This window comes from Pseudomonas sp. GP01-A4 (genome assembly GCF_058780865.1).
The window spans coordinates 45466-68342 of the sequence record NZ_JBYSWF010000036.1; the positions used below are offsets into that span (position 1 = coordinate 45466).

18 protein-coding genes are annotated in these 22877 nt (G+C 61.6%); 10 read left to right on the top strand and 8 right to left on the bottom strand.

Annotated features, from left to right (window positions below):
* Positions 1-12: 12 nt before the first annotated feature.
* The 4 genes from AC3WKX_RS20170 (at position 13) to AC3WKX_RS20185 (ending at position 5259) form a co-directional block, all read left to right on the top strand.
* On the top strand, positions 13-903 hold the full coding sequence (locus AC3WKX_RS20170; protein WP_102605579.1) for a hypothetical protein: 891 nt from the start codon (positions 13-15) through the stop codon (positions 901-903).
* Between the two features lie 32 nt (positions 904-935).
* On the top strand, positions 936-1757 hold the full coding sequence (locus tag AC3WKX_RS20175) for an aspartate/glutamate racemase family protein (protein ID WP_102605578.1): 822 nt from the start codon (positions 936-938) through the stop codon (positions 1755-1757).
* A gap of 25 nt (positions 1758-1782) precedes the next feature.
* Entirely contained in the window at positions 1783-3132 is a 1350-nt protein-coding gene (locus AC3WKX_RS20180; RefSeq protein ID WP_256579825.1) for an MFS transporter, read from the top strand.
* 81 nt (positions 3133-3213) lie between these two features.
* Entirely contained in the window at positions 3214-5259 is a 2046-nt protein-coding gene (locus AC3WKX_RS20185) for an avidin/streptavidin family protein (protein WP_256579824.1), read from the top strand.
* A gap of 9 nt (positions 5260-5268) precedes the next feature.
* On the opposite strand, the gene AC3WKX_RS20190 is transcribed toward AC3WKX_RS20185, so the two are convergent.
* Entirely contained in the window at positions 5269-7419 is a 2151-nt protein-coding gene (locus AC3WKX_RS20190) for a phosphocholine-specific phospholipase C (RefSeq protein WP_102605577.1), read from the bottom strand.
* Between the two features lie 54 nt (positions 7420-7473).
* Positions 7474-8685, bottom strand: a complete 1212-nt coding sequence (locus tag AC3WKX_RS20195) for a XylR family transcriptional regulator (protein ID WP_003219663.1) — start codon at positions 8683-8685, stop codon at positions 7474-7476.
* A gap of 153 nt (positions 8686-8838) precedes the next feature.
* On the opposite strand from AC3WKX_RS20195, the gene xylA reads away from it, so the two are divergent.
* The 5 genes from xylA (at position 8839) to AC3WKX_RS20220 (ending at position 14250) form a co-directional block, all read left to right on the top strand.
* A complete protein-coding gene (xylA, locus tag AC3WKX_RS20200) occupies positions 8839-10155 on the top strand; it encodes a xylose isomerase (RefSeq protein WP_102605576.1) in 1317 nt (438 codons plus the stop codon).
* A 57-nt stretch (positions 10156-10212) separates the two neighbouring features.
* On the top strand, positions 10213-11214 hold the full coding sequence (gene xylF / locus AC3WKX_RS20205; protein ID WP_003219660.1) for a D-xylose ABC transporter substrate-binding protein: 1002 nt from the start codon (positions 10213-10215) through the stop codon (positions 11212-11214).
* Positions 11215-11282: 68 nt separating this feature from the next.
* Positions 11283-12842 carry a D-xylose ABC transporter ATP-binding protein gene (gene xylG / locus AC3WKX_RS20210; RefSeq protein ID WP_087693041.1) on the top strand — a complete coding sequence of 520 codons (1560 nt, stop codon included), beginning with the start codon at positions 11283-11285 and terminating at the stop codon, positions 12840-12842.
* Positions 12843-13979, top strand: coding sequence for a sugar ABC transporter permease (locus AC3WKX_RS20215; protein ID WP_102605575.1), 1137 nt, complete (start codon positions 12843-12845; stop codon positions 13977-13979).
* 91 nt (positions 13980-14070) lie between these two features.
* Entirely contained in the window at positions 14071-14250 is a 180-nt protein-coding gene (locus AC3WKX_RS20220; RefSeq protein ID WP_102605574.1) for a hypothetical protein, read from the top strand.
* A 41-nt stretch (positions 14251-14291) separates the two neighbouring features.
* On the opposite strand, the gene AC3WKX_RS20225 is transcribed toward AC3WKX_RS20220, so the two are convergent.
* From AC3WKX_RS20225 to AC3WKX_RS20245, 5 genes are all read right to left on the bottom strand, one after another.
* Positions 14292-15878, bottom strand: coding sequence for a GMC family oxidoreductase (locus tag AC3WKX_RS20225; RefSeq protein WP_102605573.1), 1587 nt, complete (start codon positions 15876-15878; stop codon positions 14292-14294).
* A 49-nt stretch (positions 15879-15927) separates the two neighbouring features.
* The gene (locus AC3WKX_RS20230) at positions 15928-16809 is read right to left on the bottom strand and encodes a sugar phosphate isomerase/epimerase family protein (RefSeq protein WP_102605572.1); all 882 of its coding nucleotides are present in this window, start codon (positions 16807-16809) and stop codon (positions 15928-15930) included.
* Positions 16793-17833: a glycoside hydrolase family 3 N-terminal domain-containing protein gene (locus tag AC3WKX_RS20235; RefSeq protein ID WP_102605571.1), complete on the bottom strand. Its 1041-nt coding sequence runs from the start codon at positions 17831-17833 to the stop codon at positions 16793-16795. Before AC3WKX_RS20235 ends, AC3WKX_RS20230 begins: the two co-directional genes overlap by 17 nt.
* Complete coding sequence (locus tag AC3WKX_RS20240) at positions 17820-18851, bottom strand: glycoside hydrolase family 3 N-terminal domain-containing protein (protein WP_008436031.1); 1032 nt, start codon at positions 18849-18851, stop codon at positions 17820-17822. Before AC3WKX_RS20240 ends, AC3WKX_RS20235 begins: the two co-directional genes overlap by 14 nt.
* A 64-nt stretch (positions 18852-18915) precedes the next feature.
* Complete coding sequence (locus AC3WKX_RS20245; protein ID WP_102605570.1) at positions 18916-20082, bottom strand: Gfo/Idh/MocA family protein; 1167 nt, start codon at positions 20080-20082, stop codon at positions 18916-18918.
* A 437-nt stretch (positions 20083-20519) separates the two neighbouring features.
* Between AC3WKX_RS20245 and AC3WKX_RS20250 the strand changes: the two genes are divergently transcribed.
* Positions 20520-21386, top strand: coding sequence for a helix-turn-helix transcriptional regulator (locus AC3WKX_RS20250; protein ID WP_032899479.1), 867 nt, complete (start codon positions 20520-20522; stop codon positions 21384-21386).
* Here AC3WKX_RS20250 and AC3WKX_RS20255 read toward each other — a convergent pair.
* Entirely contained in the window at positions 21377-22468 is a 1092-nt protein-coding gene (locus tag AC3WKX_RS20255; RefSeq protein ID WP_102625816.1) for a thiamine pyrophosphate-dependent enzyme, read from the bottom strand. The two genes, AC3WKX_RS20250 and AC3WKX_RS20255, sit on opposite strands and share 10 nt — an antisense overlap.
* Positions 22469-22877 lie beyond the last annotated feature (409 nt).

Genomic DNA, 22877 nt, shown 5'->3' on the forward strand with positions numbered 1-22877 from the left:
GCGAGAACTGATATGAAACCGTACACCCCATCACGTCCTTGGGTGTTGCCCGCGCTTGCCTTGATTTTGGGATTCAGCGCATCAGCCAACGCCGAGCAGTTCATTGGTTTTGGCCAGCCGGGCATCCCGGGCAAATGGGCACTGGAGTCATTCCCGGTGTTCAATCGCACGGCAGACGGTAACGTCCGCGCCGGTGGCAATACGGTGTTGGCGTACTTCTCCGAAACGGGCTTTACCGACACAACCCGTGACCAGTTGCAGTTCTGGGTAGGCGCCGTCCCCGGCTACGCCAGCACCAATGGTGCACGGGACACCAGCCCCTGGGGCATTGCTTCACCCAACCTGGGCTTTGCCTACTACTACAACGTGGTGGAGTCCACCAGCGAACCCGGCTCTGCTGACTACACCACGTTCTGGACCAACCCGACCCTGATGGTCGAGTTCCCCAATGGCAACGACGACATCGCCGGTTACGGCGCCTTTGCCAATCGATACGCAGTAAGTTTCAGCCTCGCCAATTACGTGCGCGTCGGGAACTTTGCCGCGACCTTTACCCCAGCGGGCATCCATTACGCCGCGCGCAATCGCAATACCACCGACCTCGGCACCGACAACCCCAAGCGCCTGCGCGGCGGGGTCAGCTTGTGGCTGGCGAATGTTGCCGCCGGATACCTCGTCACCGACGACCTGTGGTTGGGCGTGCATCACGTCTATCACATCAACAATAAAGCCGCGTCGGACTTCGCCGAGTCACGCGTTGGAAAGATCGGCCCGTCCATGACCTATACCGGGTTTGCCCAACAGGGGTTCTACCTCTCCGCCAATATGAACTTCGAGTACTACCGCAGCGCCAACCTGACCCGTGCCAATGAACTGACCATGGCACTGGTGAAGTTCTTCTAATCGCGCTTGCGAAAATCTCCGAGGACTATTGCATGCACACTACAACAACCGCTCCCCAGCCGCAGGACGTACCCGTAACGGTGCGCTGGCTGAACCCGATTGGTTGCTCCACATTCGACGCCACCATCGCCGATCTGCTCCACGGCATCAAGCAACCATCGACACAGATTGAAGTCGTGTCCTTCGACATGGCACACAGCCCGACACACCTGGAATATCGCGCGTACGAAGCACTCACCTACGAGCGCACCCTCCGTATCGCCCGCGACTGCGGGCAACAGAACATCGACGCGCTGGTGATCGGCTGCTTCTACGATCCGGCACTGGAAGATGCCCGGGAAATCTCAGGCGACACGATTGTCGTCGCCCCTTGCCAGGCGAGCCTGCAAATAGTTGCACAGCTGGCCAACCGGTTCTCGATCATCGTCGGGCGCAACAAGTGGATGGAGCAGATGCATGAGCGGGTCCGCAACTACGGCGCGGCGGACCGGCTGGCATCGATGAGGCCTCTGGGTATGGGGGTTGATGAATTCCAGAAGGACCCCGCCCTCACCCGCAGTCGAATCATCGAACAAGCCATGTTGGCCGTCGAAGAGGACGGGGCCGAAGCCATCGTGCTCGGCTGCACCATCGAGTTCGGTTTCTTTGAGCAGGTACAGCGGGAAGTCGGCGTACCGGTCATCGACCCCGTGGTCGCGGCCTTCAAGATGGCCGAGGCCATGGCCGGCATGAAACGGCGCTTCGGCTGGTCACCCAGCCGGGTCGGCAGTTGTGAACCGCCACCGGAAACCGAGATCAAGGCCTTCGGCCTGTTCCAGGGGCCGGTGCCGATCGGCAATCGGGTCAAGGCATAACCCTCCCTCACTTGGATGATCCTCCATGAGCATGAGCAACGTCACCGAAACGCCCTCGCCGGGCAGCAACGCGTCCATCCAGCAGGTGGGCGATGTGTTCAGAAATGTTCCCTTGACGCGCGAGCACCTCAAATGCTGCCTCGCGCTGTTCTTTGTATTTGCCATCGAGGCGTGGGAGATGATGATCATCGTCTACACCGCGCCGCTGATAGCAGAAGACATGGCCCTCGACGCGCTCGCGGTCGGCAATCTGATCAGTGCCATGTTCATTGGCATGCTGCTTGGGTCATTGGCCTGGGGCAAAGCGGCCGAACGGATTGGGCGCAAACGCGCGATTCTCTGGAGCCTGGCGCTCTACGGCGTGATTTCGCTGGCCAGTGCGTTCGCCCCGAACTACCTCAGCCTCTATGTGCTGCGCTTGCTGTCGGGCGTAGCGGCAGTGGGCATGATGGTCGTCACCTTTGCCCACTACCAGGAACTGCTGCCGGTGCGCCATCGCGGCGCGCTCACGGTGTACCTTGCCTCGGGCTGGCCGATCGGGATGCTACTGGCGCTGGGAGCCACGGTATGGCTGATGCCCTGGGGCTGGCGCGCGATTATCGTGCTGAGTTCGATGGGAAGCCTCTGGGCGCTGGTGGTGGCGCTCTGGGTTCCGGAATCGCCTTACTGGCTGGCGAGTGTGGGCAGGCAAGCGCAGGCCAAGAGGGTGATCCAGCGACTAAGTCGCGGGGCCGTGCAAATAGCTGAAAGTTGCCAACTGCAAGTCGACCAGAGCACCCGAGGCTACCAGCGCGATTTGTTTGCAGGCGCCATGCTCAAAGTCAGCGCCCTGCAAATCCTCGTCAACTTCACGTTCTCATGGGGTTATTGGGGATTGCAGACCTGGCTACCGACCCTATTGCAGCAACGTGGTCTGAGCTTGCCGCAAAGCTACGGCTTCATTGCACTGTCGGCGCTGTGCATGATCCCCGGTTACGTCGCCGCGTCCTTCCTGACCCATCGTTTCGGACGCAAGAAAATCATCATCGGCTTTATCGGAGCCTCAGTGGTAGCCGGCTACGGCTTTGCCAACGCACAGGCCCTGGAAATGCTCTACCTGAGCAACTTTGCCCTGGCTTTTTTCAGCCTTGGCGCCTGGGGTGTCTGGGGCACCTGGATCGCCGAACTGTACCCGACGCCACTACGCACCATTGGTTACGGCTGGGCGATTTTCGCCCAACGGGTAGCCAACATCCTCGCGCCCTCGCTGATCGGTGCACTGGTGGCTTATGGCGCGTCCTTCAATGTTACGACCACCCTCATCAACGCCTTCATGCTGGTTACTGTGATGTTAGTGGCATTTATTCCGGAGACCGAAGGCAGGGCCTTGCAATGAACCGCCAACCGTTGCCGCCATTTCGGTCAAGACAACAAGAAGCTGCCCGACATCAGCCTCGAGACAAGTCGGTTTGAATGCATGCAGTTGGCATCGGCTTCCCAAACAACCGGGAAGCTCTATTACTGTGTGATGTCGCTGTACATCACCCCAGAAACGGAATTCATCATGGACACACAATCGCCGGCCAATGGGCTGGTATTTCCTATGCAACGGGGCCCCTTCCAGAACAACGGGGCATCGCCGTGGTACTCAACGATGGCACTGGGCAGTCCAGGTCAACCGTTGAAGCTGGCAATCGACTCAGGCACCAATATCAGTTGGGTGACTTCAACACTTTGTCCACCCGGTAAATGCGCGCATTTCGCCGGTGCCCGGTTTGACTACCGGGCTTCCAGCACCTTTGAATTTACTGATTGCCTGCAACGCCCCTATAGCTTTGGCCCCTGGGGCACGATGCAGGTTGAAAGCGCTTCGGACGTGTTAACCGTTCCTACAGGAAGTGTGCAGCCGATCAAGTTGTTTCTGGCAGCCAACTACGACGGCGACCAGTTCAAGCAGCTGGATTGGGACGGCGGTATCGGCCTGCCGTGCAGCAGCGCCTATATCGAAGGACGAAGCTCATTTCTGTTTCAGGACTTGATCGGTAGTGGTCGGCTCGACCCGATGCATCCTTACGTAGCGTTCGACTGGAACTCCAGCGATCGCAGCGGAACCTGCCAGATGGGTGCTTTCGACACCTCCAAAACCCGGGGCCCAGGTTTGTTTCTCCCTTGGTCCCTCTATAGCCGATTGCCGGGCGTGGAATACATCTGGTCTACCGAACTGAAATCCTACTCGGTGGGCGGTGAAACGCTGGCGAACAACGTAAGCTTTGCCCTGGACTCTGGATCTTCGCAATTCAAGGGCGATGACAAGATCATGGGGCGCACCCTAGCGCTTATCGCTCGTGGCGCACGACCTGATGTTGTGTTGGGATTTGCCGAGGGTGAAATCACCCTGGGCGCTGACCTGTACGACCTGCTGGTTGAAGAAGGCCCACAAAAGGGGCAGACCGTCCCGCAGTTTGCCCCGCTGGGCTTGCCTGACCTTGTGCTGGTGGGATCACTGGTTATGGAGCATTGCTACACCGTTTATGAATACCAGGTAGTGCAATGCGGGCAGGAGGTTTACTCACTCGCCCCGGTTGGGATGTGGCTGTTCAATCGCCCGGATGGGCCCCAGATCATTACCCGATCTTCGTCACGCTCATTCAACGCCGGCCCTCGCCCGGTGGTGAACACAAAGGTCATACTCCCCGGCCCAGCGGTTGAAGTCCCTGCCACCAGGCGAAAATCGGTAGCAGGCACCTGGAAAAATGAATATGGATCAGTCATGACCCTGGCAGTGACGGGCAATCGGATTCGCGGCACCTATCAGTCTTCGACCGGCTCAACAGGCAAGTACGAAGTGACAGGCTTTCAACTGGGCACCCCTGCGTCTCCCGCTCTGAGTCAGCCGGTGACATTGGCTATTGAATGGCACTCCACTGGCGATGACCCAGCAGATCCGAGCTGGAATTGGTGCTCAGGACTGAACGGGCAAATGAGTGTTACACCAGCAGGAGACAGGTTGCAGTTATCGCACTTGTTGGTAGCAAGCAGCGACTTTCCCGGGCTTGCGGGACAAGGAACTTACATTGACAAGCTTACTTATCGGCGAGTGGATACAGCGGCGCTCGATGATTCGGGTGCGGAGCCCTTAGAGATGCTACCGATTGAGGACGCGTTGAACGGTACGTGGGTGGCTGACAACGGAACGACACTTGAACTGATTGTGTACGCGTCCAGCCAGCGGCGATCGGGTCACGTCCGTGGGCAGCTATCCACACCGGAGGGTAATGTTGAGGTGTCCGGTTTCACCGATATCAACGCGCTTGCGAGCAGACTAGCGCTGCAATCGGTGAGTCTCACCGCAGCGCAAACGCAGGAATCGAGCGTAAGCAGCCTTTGTGGTTCATTGGAATTACAAGGTGAAGTGCTGAACCTATTCTCGGTGACAAGTTCAGCAACGACACCCCAGCGTTCCTATTTGGCAACGCAGGTATTGGCACTCCGTTTCAAGCGTAACGAGACCACGCACCTATGAACCAAGCCCCTACCCGCGCTTACCCATCAACGGATCACTGATACTGTGCGCTCCCGTCTCGATGCGCCCCGCCACTCGTCGCACCCAGCCATGCTCGTCACGTAGCTTGAAGTCATACCAGCCCCCATTCGGCTGGCAGGAGAACGTTCGTTGCACGGTACTGCCGCCCGCAATCTCCAGCAGCCACGGCCCCTGCTTGGTGTAAGGGCAACGCTCGATGGTGATTGAGGCCGCACGCTTGCCGGGGTTGACCAGGGTCAGCAGCAAGGTGTCGCCGTGATACGCCAGGGATAACTCCGGCTCGCGACGCTGCAGGTGCCCCTTGAACGAACGGTGGAACCCATTCGGCCCCAACAGCCAGAGCTTGTAGGCGCCCGCGACTTGCCAGGTGTCACTGAGGTGTTTGCCGGCTTCCACCGTGTAGCGGCGCGGTACCTCGTCCAGGTGCAGGCGGTCGTAGACGTGGAAGACCACGCCCTGTTCGCCATTGTTGAAGAAGTCCAGGCTCACCGAACTGGCGCGACGGTCAACCGAGCCTTCAACGTTCAACTGGTACGGCAGCGCCCGGGATGGCCGCGCCATTCGCGCCTGGAACGGCGCCTGTTGCTGGCCTACCGTCGGCAGGGCGACCTGGGGCAGCTGCTCCTGGCGTTGACGCAGGGAGTCGGCGGCCTGGCGGCTGATGGTGTGCAGCGGCGGCAGGGTCTCGGTGTTGGGGTTGACGAAGTTGAAGGCCGAGGTGAGGTCGCCGCACACCGCCCGGCGCCAGGCGCTGATATTGGGTTCGCGCACGTGGAAACGCTTCTCCAGAAATTGCAGCACGGAGGTGTGATCAAACGCCTGGGAATTGACCCAGCCACCACGGCTCCACGGCGACAGCACCAGCATTGGCACTCGCGGCCCGGGCCCGTACACCCCGCCGTCCGGCGCGGGTTGCTGGCTAGAGCCGGGCGGTGCCGGGTGGGTGAAGATCTCGCTGTCGAACTTCACCGTGGACTTTCCGGCAAAGCTGCCATCCAGGCGCTTGGACGGGGCTGACGGCGACGGCACGTGGTCGAAGAAACCGTCGTTTTCATCGTAGTTGACCAGCAGCACGGTCTTGCTCCACACGTCCGGGTTGGCGGTCAGTGCCTTGAGGATTTCCTGGGTGAACCAGCCGCCTTGCACCGGGCTGGAAGGCCCGGGGTGTTCGGAGTAATCGGCCGGCGCCACCAGCCAACTCACCTGTGGCAGGCGCCCGTCGTTCACGTCCTTGCGAAAGCCCTGGATGATCGATTCCAGGTCGCTGCCGCTGACCGCCGGCAGGGTGTTGCCATTGCCTTTGTACAACGGCACGCGGGCGTTCAATTGATCGCTGTAGGGCACAAAATCCTTGAAGTCTTTCGGTGGCACGGCGGGGTTGCCGGCCGCGACGCTGGCCGCACGAAACTGGCGAAACCCGGCCAAGGGGTTGTCGCCAAAGTTATCCGGCAGGTACTGGTAAACCTTCCAGCTCACACCCGCTTCTTCCAGGCGCTCGGGATAGGTTTTCCAGGTGTAGCCCACGCCCACCGCTCCGGGGCCGTCCCATTCGTTGACCACCGCCGCCACATTCGCACCGGTCGGGCCGTTGGTGCCGGTCCAGTGGAACAGCCGATTGGGATTGGTACCTGCGTGTACCGAACAGTGGTAGGCGTCGCACAGGGTAAAGGTGTTGGCCAGGGCGAACTGGAACGGCACTTCCTGCTCACGGTAGTAACCCATCGAGGTGGGTGTCTTGAACGTTGGCCAGGCGTTCATCCGGCCGCTGCTCCAGGCGGCGTGCTCGTCGACCCAGGAATGCGGCGTGCCGCTGACCCGCTGCGCGTTGCCACGGGAGCTGTCCAGGTGATAGGGCAGGATCCGCCGCCCAACGCCCTGCTGCTCCCACACCCGGTGCCCGCCCGGCAGTGGAATGGTGAAGCGGTCACTGAACCCGCGCACACCCGGCAAGGTGCCGAAGTAGTGATCGAAGGAGCGGTTTTCCTGCATCAGGATCACCACATGTTCGACGTCCATCAGGGTGCCGGTGCGGTTGTTGGCGGGGATCGCCAGGGCCTGGCGAATGGAGTCGGGCAACAGGGTGTAGGCGGATCCGATGGCAGCTGCTTGCAACAACGTTCTGCGTGTAAGAGTCGGCATAAGACGATTCAATCCCTTGAAGTTCTGGAGCGAAGCTCAGGACAAAATAGGGACTCAAGGCGACAAAGAAATGACATCGCTCGAATCGCGCTCGACCTGCCCCACCTGGTACTCCCTCGGCGTACACCCGAACTCGCGCTTGAACACCGTGTGCAGGTACTGGGCGGATTTGAACCCGCAGTCATAGGCAATATCCGCAATCGCGGCCCTGGTATTTTCCAGGCTGGAAACCGCAGCCGCGAGTTTGAAGCGCAGGATTTCATCGTGGACGCTGCGGTTCAGTTCACTGCGAAAATGCGCTTCCAGGGACGACCGCGACACGCCGACGTAGTTGGCGACCTGGGCAGTCTTGATGCCCTGGCAGGCGTACTGGCGAATGAAATGCAGCGCCTGCATCACGTAGGGATGGCCGAGGGGTTGGTGCAGGCTTGAGGTCTGCACGTTGACCGCTTCCGGCGGCACCAGGATCTGGCTGCCTGCCGAAGGCATGCCGTGCAGCATCTGGTGCAGCAGGCGCGCGGCGGTGCGGCCCATTTTTTCAGTGCCCTGGATCACCGAGCTCAGCGGTACACGGGTCAGGGTGCGGGTCAAGGGGTCGTTGTCGATGCCGATCAGTGCCACTTGCTCCGGCACCGGGATGCCGGCGGTGAGGCAGGCCTGCAGCAACTGGCGGGCACGGGCGTCGCTGACCGCGATGATGCCGATGGGTTTGGGCAGGCTGTGCAACCAGGCAATTTGTTGTTCCACCGCCGAGTCCCACAGCGGCGCGCTGGTGCCGAGCCCGCGATACACCTCCACCGGCAAGCCATCGCGCTCCAGCAGGCGGCGGAAGGCTTTTTCGCGCTCCTGGGCCCAACGGTTGATATCGGCTTCAGGCAGGCTGAAACAGGCAAAGCGCGTCAGCCCGGCTTCGATCAGGTGTTCATAGGCCAGCTTGATCAAAGCAAAATTGTCAGTGGCCACATACGGAGTATGCCGTGGGTAAGCCCGCTCATCCTCATAAGACCCGCCCACCGCCACCACCGGCACATGCACACCCGCCAACGCGGGGCCCATCGCCGGGTCGTCGAAGTCGGCAATGATCCCGTCGCCATGCCAGCGCTCGATACCCTTGAGCCGGCAGACGAAGTCCTCTTCCAGGAACAGATCCCACGACACCCGCGTACTGCTCAGGTAGTTGCCGATCCCGGTGATGATGCCGCGATCGTAGATCTTGTTGCCATTGAACAGCAGGGCAATCCGGTGCACAGGCGGGACAGTTTTCACAGGGGCGGCTCCATGCGATATGTCGAGCCACTATGCGCGTAAAACCACTCAAAATCGAACCCCGCTCTGGTGATTTTCATAATCGGTTGGCCGGGGGCCGTTGCTAGTATCGAGGCAAGGTTAACGTGCACTCATAACAACAAGGATCTGGCGATGCCCTACTTTCCTGCGGTCGAAAAAATCCTCTATGAAGGCCCCGATAGCGACTATCCCCTGGCCTTCCGGCACTACGATGCAAACAAGCTGATCCTCGGCAAACCGATGCGCGAGCACCTGCGGATGGCCGCGTGTTACTGGCACAACTTCGTCTGGCCCGGCAGTGACATGTTCGGCTCCGGCACCTTCCAGCGGCCCTGGCAGCAACCGGGGGAAGCCCTGCAAGTGGCACGCGGCAAGGCCGAAGCGGCGTTCGAGTTTTTCTCCAAGCTGGGCATCGACTACTACAGCTTCCACGACACCGACGTGGCTCCCGAAGGCGCAAGCCTGGCGGAGTACCGCGACAACTTTGCGCGGATGGTCGACCAGCTCGAAGGCCATCAGGAACAGACCGGTATCCGGCTGCTGTGGGGCACTGCCAACTGCTTCAGCAACCCGCGCTTTGCCGCCGGCGCCGCCAGTAACCCGAACCCGGAAGTGTTTGCCTATGCGGCGGCCCAGGTGTTCAGCGCGATGAATGCCACCCACCGTCTCAAGGGCTCCAGCTATGTGTTGTGGGGCGGCCGCGAAGGCTACGAGACCCTGCTCAATACCGACCTCAAGCGCGAGCGCGAGCAACTCGGGCGGTTCATGCGCATGGTGGTCGAGCACAAATACAAGATCGGCTTCACCGGCGAGCTGTTTATCGAGCCCAAGCCACAGGAGCCCACCAAGCACCAATACGACTACGACAGCGCCACCGTGTTTGGCTTCCTGCATCAGTTCGGCCTGGAGAAAGAGATCAAGGTCAACATCGAGGCCAACCATGCCACCCTCGCCGGCCACAGCTTTCACCATGAGATCGCCACCGCCGCGTCCCTGGGCATTTTCGGCAGCATCGACGCCAACCGTGGCGACCCGCAGAACGGCTGGGACACCGACCAGTTCCCCAACAGCGTCGAGGAGCTGACCCTGGTCACCTACGAGGTACTCAAGGCCGGTGGCTTCAAGGGAGGTGGCTACAACTTCGACTCCAAGGTACGCCGCCAAAGCCTCGACGAAGTGGACCTGTTCCATGGCCACGTGGCCGCAATGGACGTGCTGGCGCTGTCCCTGGAACGTGCCGCCGCCATGGTGCAGAACGACGCCCTCGAACAGTTCAAGGCCCAGCGTTATGCCGGCTGGGACCAATCCTTCGGGCGTGCCGTGCTTGGCGGCGACTTCAGCCTGGCGTCGCTGGCCGAGCATGCCTTCAGCCACCAACTGAACCCACAAGCTGTGAGTGGCCGCCAGGAGATGCTCGAAGGCGTAGTGAATCGCTTTATCTACCCATGACCGCTACGCTCCAGGTCCAGCAGTGCGTCTAAACAACAATAAAAGGGACTCACCATCATGAAACACCTGAAAACTGTCTTGCTCACCAGCGTTCTGGCACTGCTTTCCAATTCGGTCATGGCCGACGCGGCCCATCCGAAAATCGGCTTTTCCATCGACGACCTGCGCCTTGAACGCTGGGCCCGCGACCGCGATTATTTCACCGCCGCCGCCGAGCAACTGGGGGCCAAGGTCTATGTGCAGTCGGCGGACGCCAACGAACAGCGGCAGATCTCGCAGATTGAAAACCTGATCTCCCGGGGCGTCGACGTGATTGTGATCGTGCCGTTCAATGCCACGGTGCTGAACAACGTGGTGGCCGAGGCCAAGAAAGCCGGGGTGAAAGTGCTGTCCTACGACCGGCTGATTTTGAATGCCGATATCGACGCCTACATCTCCTTCGATAACGAAAAGGTCGGCGAGATGCAGGCCCAGGGCGTGTTGAACGCGCAGCCTAAAGGCAATTACTTCCTGCTGGGCGGCGCACCTACCGACAACAACGCGAAGATCCTGCGCCAGGGCCAGATGAAGGTGCTGCAGCCTTCGATCGACAAGGGCGACATCAAGATTGTCGGCCAGCAATGGGTCAAGGAATGGAACCCCACCGAAGCCCTGAGCATTGTCGAAAACGCCCTGACCGCCAACAGCAACAAGATCGACGGCATCGTCGCCTCCAACGACGCCACCGCCGGCGGCGCGATCCAGGCCCTGGCGGCACAAAAACTCGCGGGCAAGGTGCCGGTCTCGGGCCAGGATGCCGACCTCGCCGCGATCAAGCGCGTGATCGCCGGCACCCAGACCATGACCGTCTACAAGCCCCTGAAGCTGCTGGCGTCCGAGGCGGCCAAGCTCTCGGTGCAACTGGTGCGTGACGAGAAACCGGCCTACAACTCGCAGTACGACAACGGCAGCAAGCAGGTGTCGAGCATCCTGCTCAAGCCGACCGCGTTGACCAAGGACAACGTCAACGTGCTGGAAGAAGACGGGTTCTACACCAAAGCGCAAATCGCCGGGCAGTAAGCGTACGGCTCACTGCAGGGGCGGTTTGAGGCCGCTCCTGCCTTTTCGCTGTGGAATGAGTGCCCGCCATGTCCGACTACCTGCTGGAAATGAACAACATCGTCAAGACCTTCGGTGGCGTCAAAGCCCTGAATGGCATCGACATCAAGGTAAAACCCGGGGAATGCGTAGGGTTGTGCGGCGAGAACGGCGCCGGCAAATCGACCCTGATGAAAGTGCTGTCGGCGGTGTATCCCCATGGCACCTGGGACGGCGAAATCCTTTGGGACGGCCAGCCGTTGCGCGCCCACTCCATCGCCGAAACCGAAGCCTGCGGCATCGTGATCATCCATCAGGAACTGACCCTGGTACCCGACCTCTCGGTGGCCGAAAACATCTTCATGGGCCACGAGCTGACACTGCCCGGCGGGCGCATGAACTACCCCGCCATGATGCACCGTGCCGAAGCCCTGATGCGCGAGCTGAAAGTACCGGACATGAACGTCGCCCTGCCCGTTTCGCAATACGGCGGCGGCTACCAGCAACTGGTGGAAATCGCCAAGGCCCTGAACAAGCAGGCGCGCCTGCTGATCCTCGACGAACCCTCCTCGGCGCTGACCCGCTCGGAAATCGAGGTGCTGCTGGACATCATCCGTGGGCTCAAGGCAAAGGGCGTCGCCTGCGTGTACATCTCCCACAAGCTCGATGAGGTCTCGGCCATCTGCGACACCATCGCGGTGATCCGCGACGGCAAACACATCGCGACCACGGCCATGGCCGAGATGGACGTATCGCGCATCATCACGCAGATGGTCGGCCGTGAGATGAGCAACCTCTACCCCACCGAACCCCATGCGGTCGGCGAGGTGCTGTTCGAGGCGCGCAACATCACCTGCTACGACGTCGATAACCCGAGCCGCAAGCGGGTGGACAATGTTTCGTTCAGCCTGCGCCGTGGCGAAATCCTCGGCATCGCCGGGCTGGTGGGCGCCGGCCGCACGGAACTGGTGTCGGCGCTGTTCGGCAGCTACCCCGGGCGCTACCAAGGCGAGGTATGGCTGGATGGCAAACCGATTGATACACGCACGCCGCTGAAGTCGATTCGCGCCGGGCTGTGCATGGTCCCGGAAGACCGCAAGCGCCAGGGCATCGTCCCGGACCTGGGCGTTGGGCAAAACATTACCCTGGCGGTGCTGGACCGTTTCTCGCACCTGACGCGCATCGATGCCGAGGCGGAACTGGGCAGCGTCGAACAGGAAATCAAGCGCATGCACCTGAAGACGGCGAACCCGTTCCTGCCGATCACCAGCCTCTCCGGCGGCAACCAGCAGAAGGCCGTATTGGCCAAGATGCTCCTGACCAAACCCCGGGTGCTGATCCTCGACGAACCGACCCGTGGCGTGGACGTGGGCGCCAAATATGAGATCTACAAATTGATGGGCGCGCTGGCGGCCGAAGGCGTGTCGATCATCATGGTGTCTTCGGAGCTGGCCGAGGTACTGGGGGTCTCCGACCGGGTGCTGGTGATCGGCGAGGGCCAGTTGCGCGGCGACTTCATCAACCAGGGCCTGACCCAGGAACAGGTGCTCGCCGCCGCCCTCAGCCAACCGAACGGGCATGACAATAATAATGATCGGAAGTCCGCGTAAATGAACCAGGTCAAACAGCTCTTCACCCGCTACAAAATGCTCGCCCTGTTGATCGCCGTGGTGCTGATCTGGGTGTTTTTCAGCTGGCAGACCGAAGGCGGTTTCCTGACCCCGCGCAACCTGTCGAACCTGCTGCGGCAGATGTCCATTACCGGCATCCTGGCCTGCGGCATGGTGCTGGTGATCATCAGCGGCGAGATCGACCTGTCGGTGGGCTCGATGCTCGGTTTGCTCGGCGGCGTCGCGGCGATCCTAGATGTGGTTTATCACATTCCCCTGCCGCTGAACCTGGCCATCGTCGCCCTCTGTGGCTTGCTGATTGGCCTGGGCAACGGCTACATGACCGCGTACCTGCGCATCCCCTCCTTCATCGTCGGCCTGGGCGGCATGCTCGCGTTTCGCGGGGTGCTGCTGGGCATTACCGGCGGCACCACGATTGCACCGGTTTCGCCACAACTGGTGTACATCGGCCAGGGCTACCTGCCGACGGTGGTGGGTGTGATCCTCGGCGTGTTGCTGTTCGGGCTGACGGTATTCCTGACCTGGCGCCAACGCCACAACCGCGCCCTGCACGGCTTGGCGCTGCCGTCGATGCTGCGCGACAGCGTGCGCGTGGTGTTGATCGGTTTCGTGCTGGCCGGCTTCGTCTACACCCTCAACAGCTACGACGGCATTCCCGTGCCGGTGCTGCTTCTGCTGGTGCTGCTGGGGGTGTTCAGTTACGTCACCAGCCAGACCGTCTTTGGCCGGCGCATCTACTCGGTGGGCAGCAACATGGAAGCCACGCGCCTGTCGGGGATCAACGTGCAGGCGGTCAAGCTGTGGATCTTCGGGATCATGGGCGTGATGTGCGCCCTCGCCGGGCTGGTCAACACCGCGCGCCTGGCGGCGGGTTCACCTTCGGCGGGCAACATGGGCGAACTGGATGCTATCGCGGCATGCTTTATCGGCGGTACTTCAATGCGCGGCGGTTCGGGCACGGTGTACGGCGCCCTGCTCGGCGCACTGGTGATCAGCAGCCTGGACAACGGCATGTCGATGCTCGACGTGGACAGCTACTGGCAGATGATCGTCAAGGGCAGCATCCTGGTGCTGGCGGTGTGGGTGGATGTGAGTACACGGACGGGGCGTCGTTGAGGTTGGGGCAATGGCATGGAGCTTGCTCTTGACCAGCAGGCGGCCGATATCGGCCTCGACTTGAGCAGAAACGACCCACGAGGCACATGCCATGCACAGTTTGTTCTTTGCAACCGCTCAGATGATCAACGGCCGCGTACAGTCCGTTGATTCCATGGACAAACATCCGGCCCCTAGGGCAATGCCCCTTGAACTGCAGGCAAAGCTTGGCATCGCCCTTGGGCTGCTGGCCCTCGGCAGCTGTTTCGCGCTGTGGTTGATCGGCGCCTGAGCCTGCCCCAAAAAGAGGCTGGTGTTACCGCCCGGGCAACTCTATCGGGCGGTCCGGATCATGTCGGCAGCTTTTTCGCCGATCATGATGCACACCGAGTTGGGGTTGCCTGAAATCAGGGTCGGCATGATCGACGCATCGGCCACCCGCAGCCCTTCGATGCCATGCACCTTGAGGTCCGGCCCCACCACCGCCCGCTCATCCACACCCATGCGACAGGTGCCGGATGGATGCAGTGCGGCGTGGGCTTCCTCGTGACAGAACTGCTTCATCGCTTCGCGCGAGCGCACGGTGGGTTCCGGCACATGCCGACGAGCCACGTAGGGTTTGAAGGCCGCCTGGGCCATGATCTGTTCGCCCACCAGGCAACCGTCCACCAGGCTTTCAATGTCGTACGGATCGGAAAAGTAGTTGGGCACGATGCGCGGCGGGGACATCGGGTCGGCGGAGTAAAGCTCCACATAGCCCCTGGACCTTGGCCGTATCTGCCCCAGGTTCAACGTGCAGCCATTGCCGCCGGGCACCGAATCCACACCCTCTTCGATGCCCGCGCCCACCACCATGAAATACTGGATATCCGGGTGCACCGCCGTCTTGTCGCCCCACCAGAACGCCCCGCCTTCAATCAGGTTGGACGCCGCCGGGCCTTGCCGGAACAACGCGTACTGCAACCCCGCCATAAGCTTCCACCACGGTTTTTTGTACTTGTCGTAGCTGTGGGGGCCGGTCAGCTCATACACCAGTGAAATTTCGATATGGTCCTGCAGGTTCTGCCCCACACCGGGCAAATCCTGAACCACTTTGATCCCGTGTTTTTCCAGCTGCTCAGCGGGCCCGATCCCCGACAACATCAGCAACCGGGGTGAGTTGATGGCGCCGGAGGACAGGATGATTTCCTTGTCGGCGTGCATCACCTGACGCACGCCCTTCTCCAGGTATTCGATGCCGACGGCCTTGTTGCCCTGCATCAGGATACGCAGCACCCGGCAGCCGGTCTTCACCGTCAGGTTCTTGCGCGACTTGGCCGGCGCAAGGTAGGCCACGGCGGCACTGCTGCGAAAGCCGTTTTTGGCGGTGATCTGGTACAGCCCGCAGCCCTCGGGCTGGCCCGAGTTGAAGTCTTCGTTATAGGGCAATCCAAACTGCTGGCAGGCCCGCAGCCAGACTTTGGTCAAGGGGTGGATATTGATCGGGTCCGACACCCCCAACGGCCCGCCGACACCGTGCACCTCGTTGCAGAACCGCTCGTTGTCCTCGGCCTTTTTGAAGTACGGCAACACGTCTTTATACGACCACCCGGCGGCGCCCTGTTCGGCCCAACCGTCGTAGTCGGCGGGTACGCCACGGATATAAATCATCGCATTCACCGAGCTGCCGCCCCCGAGCACGCTGGCCTGGACCATGGTCGGCGTTTCGCTGCGGTGCTGGTCCTCGGTCGGCTCCCACGCATAACGCTTGAGCAGCGGGCCCTGGGCGGTCTTGTAGTAGGCGCCGGGAATATGGATGTAAGGGCTGCGATCCCGCGGGCCTTCCTCGAACAGCACCACCGACGCTCCCGCATCCTCACTCAGGCGCGATGCGACTGTGCAGCCCGTGGAGCCGCCCCCGATTACGATGAAATCCACCATGACAACCTCAGATCTTTTTAGTATTCAGCCAGTGTCGAAACGCGCGTTATCAACCGACCAGGCCGGTTAACAGCGTCTTCAATTGTTGGGCGACGGCGTAGCTGTTTTGCTGCTGCTGTTTTTTGCAGAACAACTCACAACTCCACCACCCGGCGTAACCGGTGGCCTTTACCGCGGCGGTCCACTCGACCAGGTCGAGCACGCCGCTGCCGGTGGGCACATCGCGCAGCACTTCCTCATTCGGAATACCGCCTTCGAAGGCCAGTGAGTCGCAGACATGCACGCCGTAGATCACGTCCTTGTCGAGCCGGGCGACGTCCGCAGGGGTCACGCCGCTGGTAAAGCAATGCCAATAGTCGATCACCATCTTCACGTTGCTGCGCCCGGTGCGTTCAATCAGCTGCAGTTGGTGATCCAGGGTGTTGAGTGGCGTCCAGGACAAGGCTTCGAGGTAGAGCAGCAGACCGTATTGCCTGGCCACATCGGCCAACTCCGCCAGGTTGCTTGCCGTGCGGGCGTATTGTTCGGCCTGATCCATGCCCAGCAAGCCTGAGTAATGCAGGCTCTTGCCGATCGCCTGAAAATCAATCACCGCCTGTACATTGATCGGACCGGTGAGGACTTGCACGCCTTTGGCGCCCACCAGATTGGCCAGCTCAAATAGCCGCCGGGCTTCATTGAACAGGTCGTCACGCTCGTCACCCTGGCGTTCGATATCCCGCAGGTAGCCGATGCCGGTGACAGGCACGTCGTTGAGCAGTGCTTGAAGCTCTGACTCGGTATAGCCGGCCTGCAGATACGCCTCCAGCTTGCCGCTGTTGATCTCCAGCGCGTCAAAACCCAGCGTCCGGGCGATGTCGATATCCATCGCCAGGGTCGAGTGTTTCGCAACGGTGGAATGCAGGGCGAGGACGTTATTTTGGGTTGCCATATGGCGCTCCTACGGTTGAACAGCGATCAGCCAAGGCACCAACGGCCAACGCCGCGGCGTCCAGCCGCGCTTGGGGCAAGAGGCCCTCGGCGACGGCGGCGACAATCGCCCGAACGATCTGCGGTACGTGGGGCATAGCCTTTGCGGAAATCAGTAATAAGTCGGCCCCGGCATTCAGCGCGGCCACTGCGACCTCGCCGAGGGACATCTGGCCGATGGTTGAGCGGTGATCGAGGTCGATGGTCATCACCAGCCCCTTGAAGCCCAACTCCTGGCGCAACACGCCGATCAATTCAGGCGACACCGAGGCTGCCGTGGGCGGTGTGCATGCGGCGAATATCGCCGGGCCCATCATCACCGCATCGGCGCCAGCGTCGATCCCGGCCTGAAACCCGGGCCAGAAGGCCCGCAGTTGCTGCATGGACTCGCTGACCACCGCCGTTTCAGTCGACGGCTGCTGAAACAGCACCGGGTGCCCGGGGAAGTGCTTCAGGGTGCTGGCCATCCCGGCCCGCCGCACGCCGCGCACATACGCACCGACCATCGCCGCCGTCTGGTGGACATCGCCCGACAGCGTGCGCCCCGCCAGCCACACATTACGGCCGCCGACCACATCCGCCGTCGGCGACAGCAGCAGGTTGACCCCGGTCGCCCGCGCGGCGGTGGCGACCTTGAAGCACGCCTGTTCCAGCGCCGCACAATCCATCGCCCGGGCCACATCGGGCTCCGGCAGCGCCGGGGTCACCCCTTGCAAGCGGTGCACGGCGGAGATGTCGGCATCGGCTGCCAGCAGCAGCGGCCCACCCAGTTCGGTGGCCGTGCCGGTAAAACGCTGCCAGATGTCCAGGGTTTCGGTTTGCAGGCGGCTGGCGCTCATTTTTCCGCTGACGTATTCCTCTCCCGTCTCGCCAAACAACAGGCTGCGCCCGCCATTGCCGAGGAACCGACGCACGTCATCCGTCATCTGCACGTCCAGCAATACCGGGAACAGTACGCCGTAGGCCTTGCGGTCATTCGCGCTCATGGCTGGTTTCCTGGGTGGCGATTGCCAGTTGACGGACCTTGGCAGCGGCGTCCAACAGAACCTGGCGGTCCAGGGTGCCTTCATGGACGGCGGCGACAATCGCCTCGGCGATGCTGTCCAGGCCTGACTCGCTGGACACCAGCAACAGGTGCGCACCGGCCACCAGGGAGGCTACGGCGGTATCGGGGATGGTGTTGCCGCGCAGGATCGACACGGCGTCCAGGTCATCGGAAATGATCAGGCCTTCGAAGCCGAGGGTGTCACGCAGTACGCCGATGACCTTCGACGAGGTGGACGCCGACTGCTGCGCATCAATCGCAGGAAACACCGCCGGGCCAGGCATGACGGCTTTTACGCCGGTGGCGATGACCTGCTTGAACACTTCAAGATTGTCATGCAGCAATTCCAGCGGCCCCGGCACGGTGGCTTCGGCAATGGCCGGATCGTGCTCGGTGATGTAGTGCCCGGGGAAGTGCTTGGCAGTGGCGATCACACCCGCGCGCTGCACCCCGCGGATAAACGCGCAGGACACTCGGCTGACTTCCACTGGATCCGCGCCCAGGTGCCGGTTGTGCAGCCATGGATTGACGCCGGTGACCACGTCCACGATGGGCGCCAGGAACAGATTCACGCCCAGCCCGCGGGCCGCGGCGGCCATCTCGAAGCAACGTTGCTCGAGGTCCTCGGCGCCGAGGTCCTGGAGCTGCGCCCGGGTGGCGACCGCCGGGACCAGTTGGTGCAGGCGTTCGATTCCGCCGAGTTCCTGGTCTACCGCGATCAGCACCGCAGAGCCCGCCAGCGCCGTGGCTTCCTTGACGATACTGATGAAATCGGCTTTGGACTCGCCCGCCTTGCGCGCCGGGCTCATGCCTCGGCCCACGTATTCATCCCGGGTTTCCCCAAGCAACAGGGATACACCACCACGGCTCAGGTAACGGCGCACATTGTCGTCCAGGTGCAAATCCCCGAATGCGGGAAGCAGTACCGAATACGCGGCGCGATGCAGTTCGCTTGACATTGTTTTTCCTCAACAGCGTTTGGGTGAGTCGTTGGATGCGCAGCGGTGCCACGCATGAAATCAATTACCGCGGGAAAGGCACCCAGGCCCGCTGCTGGTGGGATTCGAGGCTGGCCTGGGACAACAACACCCCGCGCACGCCTTCGTGAATATCCGGCAACGGGACGCTGGTCGCTGTGCGCCATTGCGCCCCGGCGTCCAGGGCCTCGGCGAAGTCGGCGTACAGCACGGCCAGCGCTTCCAGATAACCTTCGGTATTGCCCGCCGGCAAGCTGGTGAACATCAGCGTCTGCGGCCTGTTGTCGGACTGGCCTCGCCGATAGATGCGGTCTGCACCGTCAGTGGGCGTGAACAACAGGGTTTCCGGTGACTCCTGGCACCATTCGAGCGAAGCCAGGCTGCCGACGATCTTGAAGCGCAAGCCATTGCGATGCCCTGGCGCGGCGAAACTGGCCCACAACAATCCATCCACGCCGCCGTCGAATTCCAGTTGCACCACGCAGGTATCGTCCAGGCCCCAACCCGGCACCACGCTGGTCAACTTGGCGTTGAGCTGGGTGCAGCGCTGCCCGGACAGAAACTCCAACAGGTTGAAGGCGTGGGTGCCGACGTCTCCCAGCGCGCCGGTGGGGCCGGCCTTTTGCGGGTCACCGCGCCACGCCAGGCTATTGCTCAAGCCGGACACGCCGGGGGCTAGCCACTCCAGCAGGTATTCGACGTACAGGAAGCGCAGCTCACCCAGCTCGCCGGCCTGGATGCGACTGCGGGCGTCCCTGACCATCGGGTAGCCCTGGTAGGTGTAGGTCAGCGCAAAAAATGTCCCATGGCGCTCGGCAAGGCTCGCCAACTCACGGGCTTCGTCAGGGTGGTTGACCAGGGGCTTGTCGCAGATCACCGGGATGCCCGCCTCCAGGAACAACCGGCACGGTTCGAAGTGCAAGTGGTTGGGCGTCACGATAACCACCGCCTCGATCGGGTCGGGGCGGCGAGACTCGGCGGCCGCCATGTCCTCGAACGACAAGTAGATACGTTCGGGTTCAATAGTGAGCGCTGCGCCCGCCTCGCGGCATTTATCCGCGTCGGCAGAGAATGCGCCGGCGACGATATCGAAGCGATTACACAGGCGCATCGCTGCGCGGTGGTAACTGGCGAAGTAAGCGCCCTGCCCGCCGCCGACCATGCCGACCTTGAGTCGCCTCTTTCCGGGAATGTCGCCGGTCAACCTTGCCATCGCCCAATCCTCCGCAAAAAGCATTGGCCCGAGTATCAGGGGTGACCGGTGTTTCCACCATTTCGCACCCTTGGCGATACCTGACGCGGACTGAAGCACTCCTGCGCAGCACGGGGTGTTACCCGTCGCTATCGAATGTGTTACTGGGCGGACCGCCACCGTCACGATTGACCCGTGAAAACCACAACGCACTGGCGCCGAACCTTCAGCAAAAGCGCTTACAATCTGACGCATTCAGTTATGCTCAAACTTCATGTTTGAACTTAAACAAACGGCATGAAAGATGCTTTGGTAATGATCGGAAGTTTCAAACGCTTAAACGGTTATTACGGTTATGCCCAAGGTTATTCGATAACCGCGCTATAACTTAATAACTGGCGCCTTAACCAGCCAAGTACATCGAGATAATAATGCCCAGCCGCCCGGACTCATCGCCCCTGTCATTAGCCGCCGCCACCTCCCACCCCGAGCGACAGCAGGCGCGCAGCGACTTGCAGGCCAATGTGCAAAAGAATCTGAGCACGCTGGTGGAGTCCTGCCGGTCGGTGGCCGACATGTGCCGCAAAGTTGATGTGAACCGCCAGCAGTTCAACAAGTACCTGGTGGGCCAGCACGTGCCGTCGCAGAAGATTCTGCAAAAGATCGGCCGCTATTTCATGATGGAAGCCGAAGACCTCTTCCGCCCGCCCGCCGAGTTCAAGAAGTTCTATGAAGGCTATGAAAACGAACTGCCGACCGGCTTGCGGGCTTCGGAGCAGTTCAATCATTTCCTGCCGCTGGCCAAGCAGTCGGCTGACGTGCTCGAAGACTATCTGGGGGTGTATTACCGCTACCACAATTCATCGATCTACAAGGGCCGGATCCTGCGTTCGGTCACCTGCCTGTACCGCGCCGACTCGATGGTGCAGTACGTCACCGTCGAGCGCTTTCCGCTGCGCGATGGCAGCGGCAAGATCGGGTATTCATTCACCTACCACGGGTTCTGCCTGCTGCTGGGCGATCGCCTGTTCATGGTGGATTTCGAAGGCAAGCAACGTAACGAAATGACGTTCTCGATCCTGACGCCGCAGCATCGTCGGCCGATCCGTTTTCTCTATGGGTTGGTGACGGGTGTGGCGTCGTCCTCGTTCCGCCAGCCCTTCTCCACGCGCATGGCGCTGGGACTGGTGGACAAGGGCAAGATCCGCAAGCATCACTTGCGCAATGCAACGGTGCTGTTGCCCAGCGACCAGTCGATCCCGCTGGACGTACGTGAATACATGACCGGCGACAACGCCACCATCGTCTGGGGCGGTCAGGACTGAGGGACCTGCAGGGGCTGGCGTGCCGTCATCATTTCAACCAGCGACGGGCCCTTGCTGTTGAGGGCTTTGACGAGGGTCGCGTTGAGTTGTGACGCGTGTTCCACGCGCCAGGCTTCAAGGCCGAGGTTTCGGGCGATGCCGGCGAAGTCCGGGGCATAGGGTTTGCCATCCGGCAGGTTGAATTCACCGGCCCGGTGCTGCTCGATGGGCGACGTCTGTACGTCGCCCAGGGCTTCGTCACCGCTGCTGTTGAAGACCAGGAATACCACCGGAATGCTGTGCATCACGCACACGGCCATCTCTTGCATCGACTGCAGGAAATCCCGGCTGCCCACCGCACAGACCACCTGGCGGGCGGGCATGGCGAGCTTGGCGCCGATCGCCGCCGGGACGGCCCAGCCGAGGGTGGCGGGGTTGCCGGCGCACAAGTGCCTGCCGGGGTAATGCACCGGGAACATCTTGCGGGCCATGGGCTGGGTGGGGCCGCTACCGAAGACGAGGATGGCGTCGTTTTCCAGCACGGAGGGTGAGGCGCGGCCTTCGCGCAGTACGCTGATTTTTCGCGGGGTGGGTTGGGGTTCTGCACGCAGGGTAGCGGGTGGCAGGCTGGCGTTGGTGGAGGCGCCTTGGAGGGCGTCGTCAATGGACAGGCTGACGGGGCCGGGATGGGCGCTCAGCATGGTGTCGAAGGCTTGGCGCAGGGCTTGGGGTAGCTGTTGTAGTGTCGAAACCGTCGCGTGATCTTTCATGACGTTGGCGGCTATCGTTTCGGGCTGGGCGTTACTGATGACCAGCAGCGCGCAGGCGTCCTGGTGCGCGGTGGCGAGGGCTCCCAGGGCTGAGGGGATGCCCAGGGGGCCCGTGAGTACGACGGCCATGGGGCGACCGCACGCACGGTAGTAGCCGTCGGCGAGGTGCACGGCGCTGTGGGCCTGGATGACGTGGATGAAGGGGATGTCGGTGCCCGGGGTCAGCAGCGCTTCCACCAGGGCCCGGGCGCCGTCGCCCGGGGGCCCGGCTACGTAGTCGACACTGTTGGCCTTGAGTGCCTTGGCGATGATTTGGCCACCTGTGAATTTCACTCGATACTCCAGCGAATGCGCGGCGTCTGGGCCGGGATCAGGCTTGGAGTATTCGCTTGGTGCGGGGTGGGCTCAATTTCGCACCTTGGGTAAAAGAGACGCAGATTGACGCAGATATTGGGGCTCACTACAGCACAGCGGCCTGCAGGCCGGCTTGAGTGTTAGAAGCCAAATCAAAAGCTAAAGCGGGCACGGTCAAATGTGGGAGCTGGCTTGCCAGCGATGGCATCGCCCAGGTGTGTCTGATGTACCGAGTTGTCTGCATCGCAGGCAAGCCAGCGCCTACAGAAAAGCCGCTCTGCTTCTGCTCTGGTTTCTAACCTGCAGGTCGGCTTTCAGGCCGCCGTGCTCTTGCTACGGGCCCCCCCCAGAAACCCCGGCGCACGTGGGGGCCCAGGGGTTTCTGGGG

Bases quoted from the DNA above. Each gene is read 5' to 3' on its own strand.
- AC3WKX_RS20170 (WP_102605579.1), top strand. From the start codon at position 13: ATGAAACCGTACACCCCATCACGTCCTTGGGTGTTGCCCGCGCTTGCC.
- AC3WKX_RS20175 (WP_102605578.1), top strand. From the start codon at position 936: ATGCACACTACAACAACCGCTCCCCAGCCGCAGGACGTACCCGTAACG.
- AC3WKX_RS20180 (WP_256579825.1), top strand. From the start codon at position 1,783: ATGAGCATGAGCAACGTCACCGAAACGCCCTCGCCGGGCAGCAACGCG.
- AC3WKX_RS20185 (WP_256579824.1), top strand. From the start codon at position 3,214: ATGCAGTTGGCATCGGCTTCCCAAACAACCGGGAAGCTCTATTACTGT.
- AC3WKX_RS20190 (WP_102605577.1), bottom strand. From the start codon at position 7,419: ATGCCGACTCTTACACGCAGAACGTTGTTGCAAGCAGCTGCCATCGGA.
- xylA (WP_102605576.1), top strand. From the start codon at position 8,839: ATGCCCTACTTTCCTGCGGTCGAAAAAATCCTCTATGAAGGCCCCGAT.
- xylF (WP_003219660.1), top strand. From the start codon at position 10,213: ATGAAACACCTGAAAACTGTCTTGCTCACCAGCGTTCTGGCACTGCTT.
- xylG (WP_087693041.1), top strand. From the start codon at position 11,283: ATGTCCGACTACCTGCTGGAAATGAACAACATCGTCAAGACCTTCGGT.
- AC3WKX_RS20215 (WP_102605575.1), top strand. From the start codon at position 12,843: ATGAACCAGGTCAAACAGCTCTTCACCCGCTACAAAATGCTCGCCCTG.
- AC3WKX_RS20220 (WP_102605574.1), top strand. From the start codon at position 14,071: ATGCACAGTTTGTTCTTTGCAACCGCTCAGATGATCAACGGCCGCGTA.
- AC3WKX_RS20225 (WP_102605573.1), bottom strand. From the start codon at position 15,878: ATGGTGGATTTCATCGTAATCGGGGGCGGCTCCACGGGCTGCACAGTC.
- AC3WKX_RS20230 (WP_102605572.1), bottom strand. From the start codon at position 16,809: ATGGCAACCCAAAATAACGTCCTCGCCCTGCATTCCACCGTTGCGAAA.
- AC3WKX_RS20235 (WP_102605571.1), bottom strand. From the start codon at position 17,833: ATGAGCGCGAATGACCGCAAGGCCTACGGCGTACTGTTCCCGGTATTG.
- AC3WKX_RS20240 (WP_008436031.1), bottom strand. From the start codon at position 18,851: ATGTCAAGCGAACTGCATCGCGCCGCGTATTCGGTACTGCTTCCCGCA.
- AC3WKX_RS20245 (WP_102605570.1), bottom strand. From the start codon at position 20,082: ATGGCAAGGTTGACCGGCGACATTCCCGGAAAGAGGCGACTCAAGGTC.